At 63.7% G+C, this 15930-nt stretch carries 20 protein-coding genes; 18 read left to right on the plus strand and 2 right to left on the minus strand.

Annotated features, from left to right (window positions below):
- Positions 1–2: 2 nt before the first annotated feature.
- From B4F07_RS13565 to B4F07_RS13590, 6 genes are all read left to right on the plus strand, one after another.
- Complete coding sequence (locus tag B4F07_RS13565) at positions 3–371, plus strand: PH domain-containing protein (RefSeq protein WP_293697306.1); 369 nt, start codon at positions 3–5, stop codon at positions 369–371.
- A 135-nt stretch (positions 372–506) separates the two neighbouring features.
- Positions 507–1166, plus strand: coding sequence for a fasciclin domain-containing protein (locus B4F07_RS13570; protein WP_293697304.1), 660 nt, complete (start codon positions 507–509; stop codon positions 1164–1166).
- 23 nt (positions 1167–1189) lie between these two features.
- Positions 1190–1813, plus strand: a complete 624-nt coding sequence (locus tag B4F07_RS13575) for a fasciclin domain-containing protein (RefSeq protein ID WP_293697302.1) — start codon at positions 1190–1192, stop codon at positions 1811–1813.
- Positions 1814–1978: 165 nt separating this feature from the next.
- Positions 1979–2260, plus strand: a complete 282-nt coding sequence (locus tag B4F07_RS13580; RefSeq protein WP_039573456.1) for a proton-translocating transhydrogenase family protein — start codon at positions 1979–1981, stop codon at positions 2258–2260.
- 1 nt (position 2261) lies between these two features.
- Positions 2262–3764 (plus strand): NAD(P)(+) transhydrogenase (Re/Si-specific) subunit beta, encoded by a 1503-nt coding sequence (locus B4F07_RS13585; protein WP_293697285.1) that lies wholly within the window; start codon positions 2262–2264, stop codon positions 3762–3764.
- 120 nt (positions 3765–3884) lie between these two features.
- Positions 3885–4583, plus strand: a complete 699-nt coding sequence (locus B4F07_RS13590) for an aspartate/glutamate racemase family protein (RefSeq protein ID WP_293697283.1) — start codon at positions 3885–3887, stop codon at positions 4581–4583.
- Here B4F07_RS13590 and B4F07_RS13595 read toward each other — a convergent pair.
- Positions 4580–5032, minus strand: coding sequence for a DUF2147 domain-containing protein (locus B4F07_RS13595; protein WP_293704855.1), 453 nt, complete (start codon positions 5030–5032; stop codon positions 4580–4582). The genes B4F07_RS13590 and B4F07_RS13595 overlap by 4 nt on opposite strands.
- A gap of 149 nt (positions 5033–5181) precedes the next feature.
- On the opposite strand from B4F07_RS13595, the gene B4F07_RS13600 reads away from it, so the two are divergent.
- From B4F07_RS13600 to B4F07_RS13640, 9 genes are all read left to right on the plus strand, one after another.
- A complete protein-coding gene (locus B4F07_RS13600) occupies positions 5182–6393 on the plus strand; it encodes a parallel beta-helix domain-containing protein (protein ID WP_293697279.1) in 1212 nt (403 codons plus the stop codon).
- Positions 6390–7424, plus strand: a complete 1035-nt coding sequence (locus B4F07_RS13605; protein WP_293697277.1) for an SO2930 family diheme c-type cytochrome — start codon at positions 6390–6392, stop codon at positions 7422–7424. Before B4F07_RS13600 ends, B4F07_RS13605 begins: the two co-directional genes overlap by 4 nt.
- 140 nt (positions 7425–7564) lie before the next feature.
- Positions 7565–8197, plus strand: a complete 633-nt coding sequence (gene maiA, locus B4F07_RS13610; RefSeq protein ID WP_293697275.1) for a maleylacetoacetate isomerase — start codon at positions 7565–7567, stop codon at positions 8195–8197.
- 47 nt (positions 8198–8244) lie between these two features.
- Positions 8245–8853: a TonB-dependent receptor plug domain-containing protein gene (locus tag B4F07_RS13615; protein ID WP_422663583.1), complete on the plus strand. Its 609-nt coding sequence runs from the start codon at positions 8245–8247 to the stop codon at positions 8851–8853.
- Between the two features lie 91 nt (positions 8854–8944).
- The gene (locus tag B4F07_RS13620; protein WP_422663584.1) at positions 8945–10273 is read left to right on the plus strand and encodes a TonB-dependent receptor domain-containing protein; all 1329 of its coding nucleotides are present in this window, start codon (positions 8945–8947) and stop codon (positions 10271–10273) included.
- Between the two features lie 36 nt (positions 10274–10309).
- A complete protein-coding gene (locus B4F07_RS13625) occupies positions 10310–10756 on the plus strand; it encodes a MarR family winged helix-turn-helix transcriptional regulator (protein WP_293697271.1) in 447 nt (148 codons plus the stop codon).
- Positions 10749–11030 (plus strand): HPr-rel-A system PqqD family peptide chaperone, encoded by a 282-nt coding sequence (locus B4F07_RS13630; protein ID WP_293697269.1) that lies wholly within the window; start codon positions 10749–10751, stop codon positions 11028–11030. The genes B4F07_RS13625 and B4F07_RS13630 overlap by 8 nt, the downstream gene beginning before the upstream one ends.
- A complete protein-coding gene (locus B4F07_RS13635) occupies positions 11027–11890 on the plus strand; it encodes an HprK-related kinase A (RefSeq protein WP_293697267.1) in 864 nt (287 codons plus the stop codon). Before B4F07_RS13630 ends, B4F07_RS13635 begins: the two co-directional genes overlap by 4 nt.
- Positions 11887–12900 (plus strand): nucleotidyltransferase domain-containing protein, encoded by a 1014-nt coding sequence (locus B4F07_RS13640; RefSeq protein WP_293697265.1) that lies wholly within the window; start codon positions 11887–11889, stop codon positions 12898–12900. The genes B4F07_RS13635 and B4F07_RS13640 overlap by 4 nt, the downstream gene beginning before the upstream one ends.
- Here the strand turns inward: B4F07_RS13640 and B4F07_RS13645 are convergent.
- Positions 12897–13562 carry an HAD-IA family hydrolase gene (locus B4F07_RS13645; protein ID WP_293697263.1) on the minus strand — a complete coding sequence of 222 codons (666 nt, stop codon included), beginning with the start codon at positions 13560–13562 and terminating at the stop codon, positions 12897–12899. The two genes, B4F07_RS13640 and B4F07_RS13645, sit on opposite strands and share 4 nt — an antisense overlap.
- A 161-nt stretch (positions 13563–13723) precedes the next feature.
- On the opposite strand from B4F07_RS13645, the gene glmU reads away from it, so the two are divergent.
- Genes glmU through B4F07_RS13660 form a run of 3 tightly spaced genes read left to right on the plus strand, consistent with a single transcriptional unit; the run spans position 13724 to position 15925 of the window.
- Complete coding sequence (gene glmU / locus B4F07_RS13650; protein ID WP_293697261.1) at positions 13724–15070, plus strand: bifunctional UDP-N-acetylglucosamine diphosphorylase/glucosamine-1-phosphate N-acetyltransferase GlmU; 1347 nt, start codon at positions 13724–13726, stop codon at positions 15068–15070.
- A gap of 4 nt (positions 15071–15074) precedes the next feature.
- Positions 15075–15614: a GNAT family N-acetyltransferase gene (locus tag B4F07_RS13655; protein WP_293697259.1), complete on the plus strand. Its 540-nt coding sequence runs from the start codon at positions 15075–15077 to the stop codon at positions 15612–15614.
- Entirely contained in the window at positions 15611–15925 is a 315-nt protein-coding gene (locus B4F07_RS13660; RefSeq protein ID WP_293697258.1) for a hypothetical protein, read from the plus strand. The genes B4F07_RS13655 and B4F07_RS13660 overlap by 4 nt, the downstream gene beginning before the upstream one ends.
- Positions 15926–15930: the final 5 nt, after the last annotated feature.

Here is a 15930-nt window from a genome sequence, read left to right on the forward strand (position 1 = left end):
TGATGGGGTTGTTCAGTGCCAGCGACCTTGACGTCACATCCGCTTCGGCAGAATTCGGCCATGCGCTGATTGCCGGTGAAACCATCCTGGCGGCATTTCGCACGATTCGTGATTCGGTGCTGCTGACCGATCAGCGACTGATTTACATCAATGTGCAGGGGCTCACCGGATCGAAGGTCGAGTTTCAGTCGGTGCCGTGGCGGTCGGTGGTCCGCTTTGCGTTGGAAACAGCCGGGACATTCGACCTCGATGCCGACATGAAGATCTGGGTATCGGGCGCTGCCGAACCGTTGCAGGTCAAGGTTTCGCGCAAGAGCGATCCCCGCGTCATCCAGCGCATCATGGCCGAGCAGACCCTGCTCAAGCGGTAGTTGCTGCCGCCCCCTATTGTCATCAAAGCGTTAGAAAAGCCGCATTATCGCGCTTCGCATGAAACCATTTTCCGTCGCTGTGCGTCTTTTGGTTGGTTCCAACCGTAACTGCCACAATTCGATGGAGACTCGATAATGCGTGCGAAGTTTATTGCTCTTCCCCTGTTTGCTCTGACCGCGGCAACCCTGTCCGCTCCGGCTTATGCCGCGGACGCTGACGCGACCGAAGCCACCGTTGCCGAGGCCGAAGCCGCGGCAGGTGCGATGGTCGAGAGCTGGAACATCGTTCAGAATGCAACGAAGTCGCCCGAGCATACGACCCTGGTAAAGGCGCTGACCGCGGCCGGACTGACCGAAACGCTGAGCGGCACCGGACCTTTCACAGTGTTTGCACCGACCGACCAGGCCTTTGCCGCGGTCCCGCAGCCGATGACCACCTATCTGATGGACCCTGCCAACAAGGCGGCGCTGGCGCAGGTGCTCACCTATCACGTCGTCCCGGGCGCAGTCACGTCGGCGGACCTGTTTGCGAAGATCAAGGCGGGTGGCGGCAAGGCGACGCTGACCACCGTCGAGGGTCAGCCGCTAACCTTCACCGAAGTGTCGGGTAACATCAAGGTTGATGGAACCCAGGGCAGCACCGGTTATGTCACGCAGCCGGACGTCACACAGTCGAACGGGGTAATCCACATCCTCAACGGCGTTCTGATGCCCGAAATCAAGCCCGCCGCAGCGGCAGAACCCGCTGCGCCTGCTGAAGCGGCACCCGCTGCGGAACCAACCCCGGCAACATGATGCCGATCTCAAAGGAGAATGTTATGAAGCGCGCATTTTTGATGACGGCCGCGGCCGCGGTCGGCCTGGGCTTGGCAGGCTGCAACAGCAGCCCCGAAACGCCCGCGACTGAAACGACGACCGTGACCGAAGGTGAAATGGCACCCGTCGATACCGCCGGTGCCAACCCGACGGTCGGCGGCGCAGAGATGCTGCCGACCAAGACCATCGTCGAAAACGCGTCGGCTTCCCCGATCCACAAGACGCTTGTGACTGCGGTAACGCAGGCCGGTTTGGTGGAAACGTTGTCGGGCGCGGGTCCGTTCACTGTTTTCGCACCGACCGACGCCGCCTTCTCGCAGGTCGCGCCGGTAACGCGCGATGGCTGGATGCGTCCGGCGCAAAAGGAAGTGCTGGCAGGCGTGCTGAAATATCACGTCGTTCCCGGCAAGGTGATGGCTGCTGATCTGGCGTCGCAAATCACCGCTGGCGGCGGCAAGGCAGTTCTGAAAACCGTCGAAGGCCAGGATCTGACCGCGACCCAGAGTGGCGATTCGATCATTCTGACCAGCGCCAGCGGCAACAAGGCGACGGTGACGCAGGCCGATGTTGGCCAGTCGAACGGGGTGATCCACGTCGTTGACGCAGTGCTCGTCCCCAAGATGTAATCCGGAGGGCCGAACGAACGGCTCCCGCGACATTTAATGTCCCGATCGGCCCGCATTTCTCATGATTGAGCGATGCGGGCCTTTCTTTTTGGCCGCTTTGGAGTCGACACGCTGGCGTGTGCGCGGCAAGAGGTGCGCCAAGCGGAATCAGCAGGGGAGCGTGCCGTGGATTTCATCGCGATATTTTCGATTTTTGTCCTGGCGTGCTTCGTCGGTTATTTCGTCGTGTGGTCGGTGACCCCGGCGCTGCATACGCCGCTGATGAGCGTGACCAACGCCATTTCGTCGGTGATCATCGTCGGCGCGCTGATCGCCAGTGCCGCCGCCGGTTCGGCGTCGTCGAAATGGCTGGGGCTGGCCGCGGTCGTGATGGCGAGCATCAATATCTTTGGTGGCTTTGCGGTCACCGCGCGCATGCTGGCAATGTACAAGAAGAAGGAGCGCTGAGATGGACTTTCAGTCGATCCTTTCCGCCGCCACAGGTGAGCATGGCCTAGCCGTCAATCCTTGGGCCGCCATCGCCTATCTCGTCGCGGGCGTGCTTTTCATTCTGTCGCTGCGCGGGCTGTCGAGCCCTGCAACGGCGCAAGCTGGCAACCGCTTTGGTATGATGGGGATGACCATTGCGGTCGTCACCACGCTGCTGACACATGCGCCGATGAAGTTCGGCGATGCCACCAACAGCTATACGGGCGTTGATCCCGTCGGGCTGATCGAGATACTCGCAGCTATCGGTATCGGCGCAGTCATCGGCATCGTCATGGCGCGCCGCATCGCGATGACCGCGATGCCGCAGCTCGTCGCGGCATTCCACAGCCTCGTCGGTCTGGCCGCGGTCGCGGTGGCAGCTGCCGCCTATCTCAACCCGCAAGCGTTCGGCATCGCCGATGCGGCGGGGCAGATTTTCACCGTCAGCCGCATCGAAATGGGTCTGGGCATCGCGATCGGTGCGATCACCTTCTCGGGTTCGGTCATCGCCTTCCTCAAGCTCAACGGCAATATGTCGGGCGCGGCGATCATGTTGCCGGGGCGGCATATCATCAACTTGGGCACGCTCGCCGCGATCATCGGGCTGGTGGCTTATTTCACAGTCGACCAGTCGCCGTGGGTATTCTGGACCATTACGGGGCTGAGCTTCCTAATCGGCTTCCTCTTGATCATCCCGATCGGCGGCGCCGACATGCCGGTCGTCGTGTCGATGCTCAACAGCTATTCGGGCTGGGCCGCGGCGGCGATGGGCTTCACCCTCGGCAACACCGCGATGATCATCACCGGCGCGCTCGTCGGCTCGTCGGGTGCAATCCTGTCGTACATCATGTGCCGTGCGATGAACCGCAGCTTCATCAGCGTGATCGCCGGCGGCTTCGGCGCCGATGCGTCGGCCGCGAGCAGCGGATCGACCGAACAGCGCCCGTGGAAACCCGGCAGCGCCGACGACGCGGCGTTCCTGATGAGCCAGGCCGATACCGTCATCATCGTCCCCGGTTACGGCATGGCGGTCGCGCAGGCGCAGCACGCGCTGCGTGAAATGGGCGACCTGCTCAAGAAAGAGGGTGTGACGGTCAAATACGCAATCCATCCGGTTGCGGGGCGTATGCCGGGCCACATGAACGTACTGCTGGCTGAGGCGAACGTGCCATATGACGAGGTGTTCGAGCTGGAAGACATCAACGGCGAATTTGCGCAGGCCGATGTCGCCTTTGTCATCGGCGCCAACGATGTGACCAACCCGTCGGCAAAGACCGACAAGACGTCGCCGATTTACGGCATGCCCGTACTCGATGTCGAAAAGGCGAAGACAGTGCTGTTCGTGAAACGGTCGATGGGCGGGGTCGGTTATGCCGGCGTCGACAACGATGTGTTCTACATGGACCAGACGATGATGCTGCTCGGCGATGCGAAGAAGATGACCGATGACATCGTGAAAGCGCTGAATGGCGGGGGGCATTGATCCCACAGCCATTGACCCGAATCGTCATCCCGGCGAAGGCCGGGATCTCAACCTCGCGTCATAAATTGGCGTGGAGACCCCGGCCTTCGCCGGGGTGACGACGAAGGGACAAGGGGCGTTATGCGTAAAATCGGCCTGATCGGCGGCATGAGCTGGGCATCGACCGAGCTCTATTATCGGCATCTCAACAAGGGGGTGCAAAAGCGGCTCGGCACCGCCTGTTCGGCACCGATCATGCTCGAAAGCCTCAACTACTGCGACCTGTCGCGGCTGACGACGCCCGAACAATGGGCGCATGCGAAAGATGTGCTGATCGCGTCGGCGCAGCGGTTGGAAGCGGCGGGGGCGACAGCGCTGATGATCGCGGCCAATTCGATGCACAAGGTCGCCGACGACGTTGCAGCGGCAATTGCGATCCCGCTGCTCCATATCGTCGACGAAACCGGCGAAAAGATGAAGGCCGACGGGATCAAGGCGGCGGCGGTGATCGGCACGCGCAATGTGATGACCGAAGCCTGGTTCCGCCAGCGGCTGGTCCGCCACGGGCTGACGCTCGCGCCCTATGACACGAGCCGCGCCGACGAGATCGACCGGATCATCTATGAAGAGCTGATGCAGGGCAAGGCGAACGAAGCTTCGCGGCGGACGATGAAGACCTTCATCACCGACATCGCCAAGCAGGATATTCAGGCGATCGTGCTGGCGTGCACCGAGCTGGTGATGCTGGTCGATCCCGACGCCAATGTGCTGCCGATCTACGACACGACGCGGATTCACGTCGCGGCGGGGGTGGACTGGATTTTGGGGGAGGGGGCTTAGCTCAACATTGTGATTCCGTTCGCATCGAGCGAAGTCGAGATGCCCATCGGTCCGGCATGACTTCGGGGTGTCTCGACTTCGCTCGACACGAACGGGCATTNNCACGTCACCGTGCGACAAAACACGCTGACACAGCCTTTCATCGTCAGCTTGCCGCCCTTTACGCGCAGATGCGCCTTGTAGTAGCGCCCGTCTTCGGGGCTATAGCCTTCGCCCTTCCAGCCATCGCCATGCGGAACCAGATCCCAGTAAATTTGCAGGCCGGTGACCTTGCGGTCGCGCTTCGATTTGTCGGGATTGCGCTCGTCGAGCTGGCCGCCCGCGGGTTGCTTGATCAAGAGGCGTTCGATCCGGCCGCACATCTTGTTGCCGCACGCGGCCATCACGACGACGCCTTTGCCGTCGTCCGTCTTCCATCGTCCGGCAATGGGCGCGGGCGCCGCGGCCATTGACGGCACAGCAATGAGCGCAACGAGCGCCAATGATAATCTGGTAAGCAAAGCGACGTCTCCCCGGTTTTAGCTACACCTATGTCAGCAACCCGCTTGGCATCCGTCAAGTCTTGCCGCATGTTCTCTCAAAATCAGGGGAGAGAGTGATGCGATTCCACGGCTTTCACGCGGCAACGCTGGCCATATTGGCGGGGTTGGCCGCCAGTCCGGTGGCCGCCAAGACGATCAGCGTCAGTGCGACAACGCCCGACGCCAATGAAAAGCTGCAAGAGGCGCTGATCCTGGCCGAGCCGGGCGACATCGTGCAACTGGGCGCCGGGGTGTGGAAGCTGGTCGATGGGCTGTCGCTCGACGTTCCCAATGTCACGGTGCGCGGCGCCGGAGCGGGCGAGGGCGGATCGGTGCTCGACTTTACCGGCCAGCAGGGCGCGGGCGAGGGGCTGCTGGTCACCAGCGACGATGTGTATCTGACCAATTTTGCGGTGCTGAACACCAAGGGCGACGGGATCAAATCGAAGGGCGCCGACCGGATCGTCTATCACCAACTCCGCGTCGAATGGACCGCGGGGCCGAAAGAAACAAACGCCGCCTATGGCATCTATCCGGTCGAAAGCACCGACGTCCTGATCGACAGCGTTTATGTGCGCGGCGCGTCGGACGCGGGCATCTATGTCGGCCAGTCGAAGAATATCATCGTGCGCGAATCGATCGCAACCGAGAATGTCGCGGGAATCGAGATCGAAAACAGCTATGACGCCGACGTCCACGACAATATCGCGACGAAGAACACCGGCGGCATTTTGGTGTTCGACCTGCCCAGCCTGCCGATGCAGGGCGGGCACAATGTCCGGGTGTTCGAGAATATCGTCAATGACAACAGCACGCCGAACTTTGCGCCGAAGGGCAATATCGTCGCCAGCGTACCGACCGGCACCGGGGTGCTGGTGATGGCGAACCGCCATGTCGAGATTTTCGACAATATCTTCGACAATAATGGCACCGCCAATGTGATGATCGTCGGCTATCGGTACGAGCATAAGGATCCGAAATATCAGCCGCTACCGCGGCAGATTGTCGTCCGCGGCAACCAGCATGGCAAGGCGGGCTATGCGCCCAAATTCCCCGGCGGCGACATGATCGCGGCGGCGATGGGCGGAAGCATCCCACCGGTGCTGTGGGACGGTTCCGGCGACGCGATCGTGCTCGACAAGGTTGGCGTGCTGTCGCTGAACCTGCCCGATGTCAAAACGCCGCAGAGCGAAGCGAAACCGTCGCCTGCCGATTTGTCGAAGGGCACACCGCCCGCGGCGCTGCCCGCGATCAAATTGCCCGATGCGATGGAGGCGAAGGTCCGGTGAAGCGCCTATTCGCGGCCTTGGCGGCAGCGCTCTGCTGCGTCAGTGGCGGCGCGACGGTGCCGTTGCCGAATGGCAAGCAGGGGTTGATCGAAAGTGACGCGATCCCGCAGAAACTTTCGGCGTTCGGCTTTTTCCCGTTCGGCACCGAAGCGCCACTGGTGAGCTTCGGCTATACGCTGCGCACGCCTTTGTTCAGCGATTATGCCGATAAGCGTCGTTTCGTCTCGATTCCCGACGGCAAGCAGGCAAAGGTCTTGGCTGACGGAACGATCGACTTTCCGGTCGGCACCGTGCTGATCAAGAGCTTCGGCTGGCCCGACGTTAACGACGGACGGCCGATCGAGACACGACTGTTAATCCACCGCGCGTCGGGTTGGGTTGCCTTGCCCTATGTATGGGACGCCGATGGCAAGGATGCGACGCTGGCGATCGGCGGACGGCGCGTGCCGGTGACGTTCAAGAGCCAGAGCGGCGAGCCACACAGTATTCGCTATGCGGTCCCGAACAAGAACCAGTGCAAGGAATGCCACAGCCTGAATGGCGAGATCGTTCCTATTGGTCCGAAGGCGCGTAACTTCCTTCTCGAGCCGGAGGTCGCCAAAGCGGTGCGCTCGCTCTATTTCGCGAACGCCACGGCACTCAAACCAACGATGCCCGTGTGGGACGATCCAAAGTCGGGCAGCGTCGCCGACCGCGCCCGAGCGTATCTGGACGTCAATTGCGCGCATTGCCACAATCCCGCGGGCAGCGCGTCGAACAGCGGGCTGTTCCTGCGCTGGACCGACGACCCCGCGGGCGTGAATTACGGCATCGGCAAACGCCCGACCGCGGCGGGGCGCGGCAGCGGCGGGATGGATTTCGCGGTTGCGCCAGGCGATCCCGCACGCAGCTTCATGATCTATCGCCTCGAAAGCACCGATCCCGGCATCGCGATGCCCGAAGTCGGGCGATCGACTGTGCATAAGGAAGGCGCGGCATTGTTGCGGCTATGGATTGCGGAAATGCCGAAGGGCGGGCAGAAGGCGCTCTAAAGGTCGCTTCCCAATTCCGTTCGCCCTGAGCTTGTCGAAGGGCCGTTCTTTCTTTGCGGCGTCAAAGAGCAGAACGGTGCTTCGACAAGCTCAGCACAAACGGCGTTGGGTCGGCCCATGATTTAGATGGTGAACTCCCAATGACCTCCCTCGTCCTCCACGATTATTTCCGCTCCTCGGCCAGCTATCGTGTGCGCATCGCGCTGAACCTGAAAGGGCTGGCCTACGAGCGGGTCGAGGTCAGCCTGATTGCCGGCGAACAGCGCAGCGATGCGTATCTGGAACTCAACGCGCAGGGATTTGTCCCGATGCTGGTCGCCGACGGCGAAGCGATCATCCAGAGCATGGCGATCATCGACTGGCTCGATCGCGCCTTCCCCGAACCGCGGCTGATTCCCGAGGATGCGATGCCGCGCGCCGTCGCGCTGGCACAGGCGCAGGTAGTCGCGAGCGATATCCATCCGCTCAACAATCTGCGCGTGCTGAAGTATCTGACGCGCGACCTCGGGCTGAACGAACAGACCAAGGACCGCTGGATCGCGACCTGGATCGCGCAGGGGTTCGATGCGCTGGAGGCGATGGCGGGCGACGGAACCTATCTGGGCGGCGACACCCCCAGCATCGCCGATTGCTGCCTGGTGCCGCAAATGTACAATGCGCGCAGGTTCGAAGTACCGCTGGACGATTATCCGCGGCTGGTGGCGATCGACGCGGCGTGTCTGGAGCTGGCGGCGTTTCAGAACGCGCATCCCGACGCGGTGAAGGCGGCGTGATCCGGCTGCTGACGGGGGCTGCGGCGCTGGTTATGCCAGCGGCGGCGATGGCCCTGGACGCCGACAGTACGAAACTGGATGACGAATATCTCGACGAGATCATCACCTGTGGTGGGCGCACGGCGCAGCAACGCTTTGAAATTGTCGTCAACGGGTCGGGCGCGCTGCCACTGACGTCTGCTGATGCGGTGCAATCGACCACACTGATCGAAGGTCTGAACCCCGGCGTCGGCGCCCGCATCGAGAACCGTCTGCGCGACGAGGCCGGGATCGTGCAGTTCCGTCGATCCGACGGTCGATCGGCGAACCCGACCAGCCAGGGGGTGACGCTGCGCGGGCTGGGCGGCAATGCGTCGAGCCGCGCGCTGGTGACGCTCGACGGCATTCCGCAGGCCGATCCGTTCGGCGGCTGGGTCGCGTGGTCCGCTTATGATGCGATCAACCTGCGCGGCGTGACGATTACCCGCGGCGGCGGCAGCGGTGCCGACGGGCCGGGCGCGCTGGCGGGCACGATCGGGCTCCATTCCGATCTGACCTATGGTGGCACCGCTAGCCTCGCCTATGGCAGGCNNTGGCAGCCGCGACAGCTGGGACGCATCGGCGTCGGTCGGCGGCGAATTGGGCGATGGGCATGTCGCGGTCGACGGGCGCTATAGCCGCGGCAACGGCTTCATCCCGATTGCAAAGGGCCAGCGCGGCAGCGTCGATCGCGCCGCGCCCTATGAGCAGGGCGGGCTTGGGGTGCGCATGGGCTTCGACACCGGGGACAGCAGCCGGATCGAGGCGAGTGTCCGCGGCTTTTCCGACCGGCGTGACCGTGGGACCGACTTCACGACCAGTAAGGTCGATGGGATCGACGCAAGTTTGCGCTTCATCCACGACCCCTATCGGGCCAATCAGCTGTTCGCGCTCGCCTATGTCCAACTACGCGATTTCGAGAGCGGCTTTGCCAGCGTCGCCGCGAACCGCAACAGCGTGGCGCCCGCCCTGTTTCAGCGCGTCCCCGCCACCGGGCTTGGCGCGCGGGTCGAATTTCGCCCGCTCATCGGCCGCGCCAACCCGCTGCGCATCGGCGCCGACTGGCGCCGCACGACGGGCCGCACCGAGGAGGATTTCTTTTTCGCCGGGACGGTTCCCGGTCGCCACCGGACGGCGGGCGGCGACAGCGATACGGTCGGCGCTTTTGCCGAATGGACGTCGGGATATCGCGACAGAGGCCTGGTCTGGACGGTCAGTGGACGGGTCGATCGCTGGTGGCTGGGTGAAGGGTATCGGAACGAGCGCAACATCGGCGGACCCGTCATCACCGACCTCCGCTTCGCCGCGCGGCAGGGCTGGGAAGGCAGTGGTCGCGCCGGGGTGCAGTGGACGAGGAAAGCCCTGTCGTTTCGTGCCGCAGCCTATCGCGGCTGGCGGTTGCCGACGCTGAACGAACTTTACCGACCGTTTCGCGTCGGGGCCGAGGTGACGACGGCAAACGAGTTACTGAGGCCCGAACGGCTGTGGGGCGGTGAGGTCGGCGCAGATTGGAAAAGGGACGACACGACGCTGTCGGCAACCTTGTTCGTCAACCATCTGACCAATGCCATCGCCAATGTGACCTTGGCGCCCAACCTGAACCAGCGCCAGAATCTGGATGCGATTGATGCCAAGGGTATCGAGGTCAGCGCCGAGCAGAAGATTGACTTTCTGACGCTGCGCGCGACCTATGCGCTAACCGATGCCAAGGTCGATGCGTCGCGCGGCGCGGCGGCGCTCGATGGTCGCCGTCCGGCGCAGATCGCGAAACATAGCGGCAGTGTTTCGCTGCGCAGCAACACAAGGGACGCCGTGCAGGGTTTCGCGACGCTGCGTTATGTGGGCAAGCAGAATGAGGATGATCTGGGCCTGCTCGTGCTCGGCGACGCGCTGACGCTCGACGCCGGGCTGACGTGGCGGCTCGCCGACGCGATCAGCCTGGAAGCACGGGGTGAGAATCTGTTCGACGAGCTGGTTCCCGCGGCGATCTCGTCAGCCGGGATCGTCGAGCGCGCGACGCCGCGGACGTTGTGGATCGGGGCGAGGGTGTCGTTCTGACCTTCACAGCGCACGGATTGACGATAAGGTCGGACCATGGCCGCCAAAAAACTGAACCTCGACAATTTCCTGCCCTATCGCCTGTCGATCGCGTCGAACGCCTTGTCCGAACGGATCGCGGCCGAATATCAGAACCGGTTCGGGTTGAAGATCCCCGAGTGGCGGTTGATGGCGGTGCTGGGTGAGGGCAAGCCCAAAACGCAGCGCGAACTGGTAGAGGCGACGCGGATGGACAAGGTGACGGTCAACCGCGCTGCAAAAGCGCTCGCCGAGCGACAATTGATCGCGCGGCAGGCGCATGCGGTCGATGGGCGGTCGCACCATCTGGAACTCACCGAAACGGGCTGGTCGCTGTATGACGCGATTGTCCCCGCGGCGCTGGCGAGTGAGGCGCAGCTCGAATCGAACATCACCGCCGCCGAGCGTGCGACGATGATGGCGATCCTGGCCAAACTGACCGCCGCCGCCAAAGATTATGCCTGAGCCCACCTATCGCGCCGCGCCGCCCGATGCGCTGCGCGTTGAGCCGCTGGGCGAATTGACCGCGATTTTCGATCGCCGGTCGATGCAGACGCACCTGGTCGTGTCGCCGATGCCCGAAATTCTGGAAGCCATGGGCGCGGATGATTGTGACGCGGTGACGCTTGCCGAGCGGCTCGCCCAACATTTTGACTTCGACGGCGCCGACGATGTGCAGCCGATCCTTGCGGAGCGGCTGAGCGAACTGGCGGCGATGGGGCTGGTGGCGCGCGCGTGAGGCACAGCACGCGCATTGCGGTCGGCCCGGTGCAGTTTCGAATCGGCAGCGACTGGCCCGAGCCGATCACAGCGCTTGAACAGCTATACGCCAGCTATCCAAAAGATGACGCGCGCTCCGCCGATGCCACGGTGCGCCTGCTCGCGGCGCGGCCGTGGCGGCGCTGGGTGCGGCCTTCGGTGCATATCGGCGGCGACTTCGTCGTTCCCGATGCACTGCCGCTGCCGCTGTCGATGGGGCTGCTCGCCGCCGAAATGGGGATGAATTTGCAGGTCGCGCTCGGCTGGCGGCGGCATATGCTGCTGCACGCCAGCGCGGTGGCGCGGGATGGCCGCGCGCTGATCATGTCCGGGGAATCCGGGTCAGGGAAATCGACGCTGGCGGCGCTGCTCGGCGAGGGCGACTGGCGACTGATGGGCGACGAGTTTACGCTGATCGAGCCGGAGGGTGGCAACGCGCTGGCGTTCCCGCGCGCGGTCAGCCTGAAGAATGAGGCGATCGCAGAAGTCGCGGCGCGGGTCGATGCAGCGCGATTGGGGCCGCTGATCGCCAGCACGCCCAAGGGCGACATCCGCCACCTCATCCCCCGCGCCGACGCCATTGCGGATATGCACGAACCGGCGCGGCCCGCGCTGCTGCTGTTCCCGCGCTTTGGCGGTAACGCGGCGATCGAGCCGATGGGCGAGGGCGAGACGTTTGTGCGGCTGACCGAAGCGTCGACCAACTATGTCGCGCTGGGCGAGGTGGGATTTGCGGCGCTGACCCGTTTGGTGCGCGAGACGCCTGCGTTCGGTGTGTCTTATCCCGACAGCGCGACCGGCATCGCATTGGTCGAGCAATTATGGGCAGAGACAAAGTGAGCGCGGTACAGACCTTCGTCGATCTGCTCGCCGGGCGCCGCGAGGCCGCCGCGCTGGCGCCGCGCGAATGGGACGGGGTGATCGGCGTGGCGCGCAGCGAAGCGATGCTGGCCACGTTGGCGCACAAGCTGGACGGCGCCGACCTGCCGCCGACTGTCGCCGCGCTGTTTGCCGACCAGCGCGCCGCCGCAGCGGTCGCGCAGCGGCAGGCGCTGTGGGAGGCCGAGATGGCGCACCGCGCGCTCGCTCCGCTGGGGATCGAATTTGTGCTGCTGAAGGGGGCTGCCTATGCGGCCGCGGGCATGGCGTGCGCGGCGGGGCGGCAGATCGGCGACCTCGACATATTGGTGCTCGCGGCGGACATCCGCCGGGCCGAGAATGCCTTGCTCAATGCGGGGTGGGAGTGGGTCAAGTCCGACCCCTATGACGATTTTTACTACCGCGAGCATATGCACGAGCTGCCGCCGATGATCCACAAGTCGCGCGACCGGATGATCGATGTCCACCACACCATCCTGCCACGCACCCATCGGATTACGCCCGATGCGCTGGCGCTGGTCAGCGATGCGGTGGCGAGCGCGGACGGCTTTGCGGTGCTGAACCCTGCCGACATGGCGTGCCACTGCGCCGCGCACATGCTGGCCGACGGCGATCTGCAGGGGGGGCTGCGCAATTTGTGGGATTTCCATTTGATGACGCGCGATTTTTCCGCGACCGATCCGGGGTTTTGGCAGCAACTTGATGCTCGTGCGCGGCTGCACGGGTTGCAGGATGCGGTGCAGCGGGCGGCGCGCCTGGCCCGCGATCTTTATGGCGCGGCGCTGCCCGCAGGTTGGAGCGGGCATGACCCGGCCGATCGCTGGTTTCGCCAGCGCCTGCTGGCCCGCGACGATTGGGGACGGGTGACGCAGCCCTTATTGGAGCAAGCCTTCTACATCCGCTCGCACTGGCTGCGGATGCCGCCCGCGATGCTGGCGCAGCATCTGTGGACGAAGTGGCGGAGGCGTTAGAGGCGCGCCAGTAGCGGCACAAGTTCGTCGAAATGGTCGATGACATGATCCGCGCCAAGGTCCTGGGCAGGCCGATCCAGAAACCCGAAGCTGACCACAATACTGGTTACCCCGGCGCTGTTGGCAGCCATCACGTCATAGATGCTGTCACCGACAAACGCCGCGCGCCCGCCGCCGCAGCGCTCGACCATTTCAATGATCGGCGCGGCGGAAGGCTTGGCGTTGCCCGGCCCGAGCGTGTCGCCGCCGATGATCGTCGCCATGCGGTCGGCCAGCCCGAGTTCGCCGAGCAGCTTGCGCGCCATATCCTCACGCTTGTTGGTGACCACTGCGGTCTCCACCCCGAGCGTATCGAGCCGGTCGAGCGCGGCAATCAGGCCGGGGAAGGGACGGCTGTGGACCGCGATATGGGCTTCGTAGAACCGCAGCAATTCGCGGTAGAGCCGCTCGAAATCGCCGCCGGGGATGCCGCCGGTCGCGGCGAATCCCTGTTCGAGCATATGCCGCGCGCCCAGGCCGATCATCGGCCGCACCTTGGCCTCGGTCAGTGGCGTCCGCGCGGCGAGGGCGAGCGCATGATTGACCGCGGCGGTGAGGTCGCCTGCGGTATCGACCAGCGTGCCGTCGAGGTCGAAGCCGACGATCTCAAAAGGAAAATTCACACGGCACCTCCTGATTTCCGTTCGTGTAGAGCGAAGTCGAGACACCTATAAGGCGGGCATGGACAACAGGTATCTCGACGGCGCTCGATGCGAACGGGTTTAAGAGGGCGCATGGCGTGACGCTCTGGAAACCGCAATGATTTGCTGGCATGGCAGCGCGCATGAGCAATCCTATCGCCGCCATCGTCCTTGCCGCGGGCAAGGGTACCCGCATGAAATCCGACCTGCACAAGGTGCTGCACCCGATCGCCGGGCGGCCGATGCTGCTGCACCTGATGGCGAGCGTCGATGAGCTGAACCCGGCGAAGAAGGTGGTGATCGTCGGCGACAAGGCGGATCAGCTCGAAGCCGCGCTCGCGGGCACCGCTGACCTAGCGGTGCAGGATCCGCAACTTGGCACGGGCCATGCGGTGCAGCAGGCCGAAGCCGCGCTGACGGGCTTCGACGGCGATGTGCTGATCCTCTATGGCGACGTCCCCTTCGTCCCCGCGGCGACGATGCAGGCGATGATCGACCGGTTGAACGCTGCCGATACGCCCGCGGTTGTGGTGCTCGCGTTCGAACCCGACGATGCACAGCAATATGGCCGGGTCATCACCGATGGCGACCGCGTTACCAAGATGGTTGAGCATAAGGACGCGACCGATGCCGAGCGCGCGGTGCGGCTATGCAATTCGGGATTGATGGTGGCAAAAGCGTCCGACCTGTTCGGACTGCTGGCGCGCGTCACCGACGATAATGCGGCGAAGGAATTCTACCTCGTCGATATCGTCAATATCGCCAATGCCGACGGGCGGCATTGCGCGGTCGTCGTCACCGATCCCTATGAGGTCGCCGGCATCAACAGCCGCGGCGAACTCGCGGCGATCGAGGGCGAATGGCAGGCGCGCCGCCGCATGCAGGCAATGGCCGACGGGGCCAGCCTGATCGCGCCCGACACAGTGTGGTTCGCTTGGGATACGCAGCTCGGCCGCGATGTGCTGATCGAGCCAAATGTGTTCTTCGGCCCCGGCGTCACCGTCGCCGACAATGTGAAAATCCGCGCCAGTTGCCATATCGAAGGCACCACCATCGGCTCCGGCTGCGAAGTCGGGCCCTTCGCGCGGCTGCGCCCCGGCACCGTTCTGGGCGAAAAGGCCAAGATCGGCAATTTTGTCGAAACGAAAAAGGCGGTGCTGGGCAAAGGAGCCAAGGCGAACCACCTCACTTACCTCGGCGATGCGACCGTCGGCGCGGGCGCGAACATTGGCGCCGGGACGATCACCTGCAATTACGACGGCTATTTCAAATATCAGACGGTGATCGGCGAAAATGCCTTCATCGGCAGCAACAGCGCGCTGATCGCGCCCGTCACCATCGGCCGCGACGCGATTGTCGCGGCAGGCAGCGCGGTGTCGCGCGATGTCGGCGACGGCGACCTGCGCATGGTCCGCGCCGAACAACTGGTCAAACCCGGCTGGGCCGACCGTTTCCACGATGCGATGCGCAAGAAAAAATCCGGCAAATAGCGCCATGCCGTTGCCGACGCTGACCACGCCGCGGCTGGTGCTGCGCCAGATCCGCCCGGACGACGCACCCGCGCTGTTCCCGGTGCTGTCCGACCCCGAAGTGATGCAATGGTGGTCGAGCGGCCCGCATCACTCGCTCACCGAGACCGCCGATTATGTCGCTTCGAACGCCGCGGAAGGGGAGGGCTACGCTTGCTGGGCCATCACCTTGGGCGATGATGTTGCAATTGGCTGGGTGATTCTGATCGACGGCAAGCCTGACGTGAAGGAGGTCGGCTATATCCTGCACCGCGACCATTGGCGCGGCGGGATCGCGCGGGAGGCGGTGGCGTGCGTCATCGACTATGGCTTTACCGAACTGAAGCTGCGGCGCATCTTTGCCGACACCGATCCGGAGAACCGCGGATCGATTGCACTGCTCGAACGGCTGGGCTTCCAATATGAAGGCCGCCTGCGCGGAGAATGGAAAACGCACATCGGCGTGCGCGATTCGCTGATTTTCGGCTTGCTGCGCGGCGAATGGACAATGGAGAAAAACCCGTGACCGACCGTTATACCGACAAGCCGTTCCTGCGCTTTGTCGACGCCTGGGTGCTGAAGGCGATCGGGCATCTGGACCCCGCAACAGAAAGCTATTGCAAGGCGATGGTACCGCAGCTCGAACAGAGTTTCGGTTTGAAGGGCAGCTGGGAGCGGATCGTCGAACAGCAGATGAAATTCGGTCCCGAACTGCCCGCACAAATCCGCAAAATCTGGAGCGACGGCAAGGCGCGCTTCGAAGCAGGCAACGGAACGGCGCCCGATCCGGTGCAATTCGCTTACCTCTTTGTCGACAAGAACCTCCAGAAAGGTTGACGTGA

Origin of the sequence: Sphingopyxis sp. UBA6723 (assembly GCF_002454115.1) — a bacterium.
Lineage (GTDB): Bacteria > Pseudomonadota > Alphaproteobacteria > Sphingomonadales > Sphingomonadaceae > Sphingopyxis.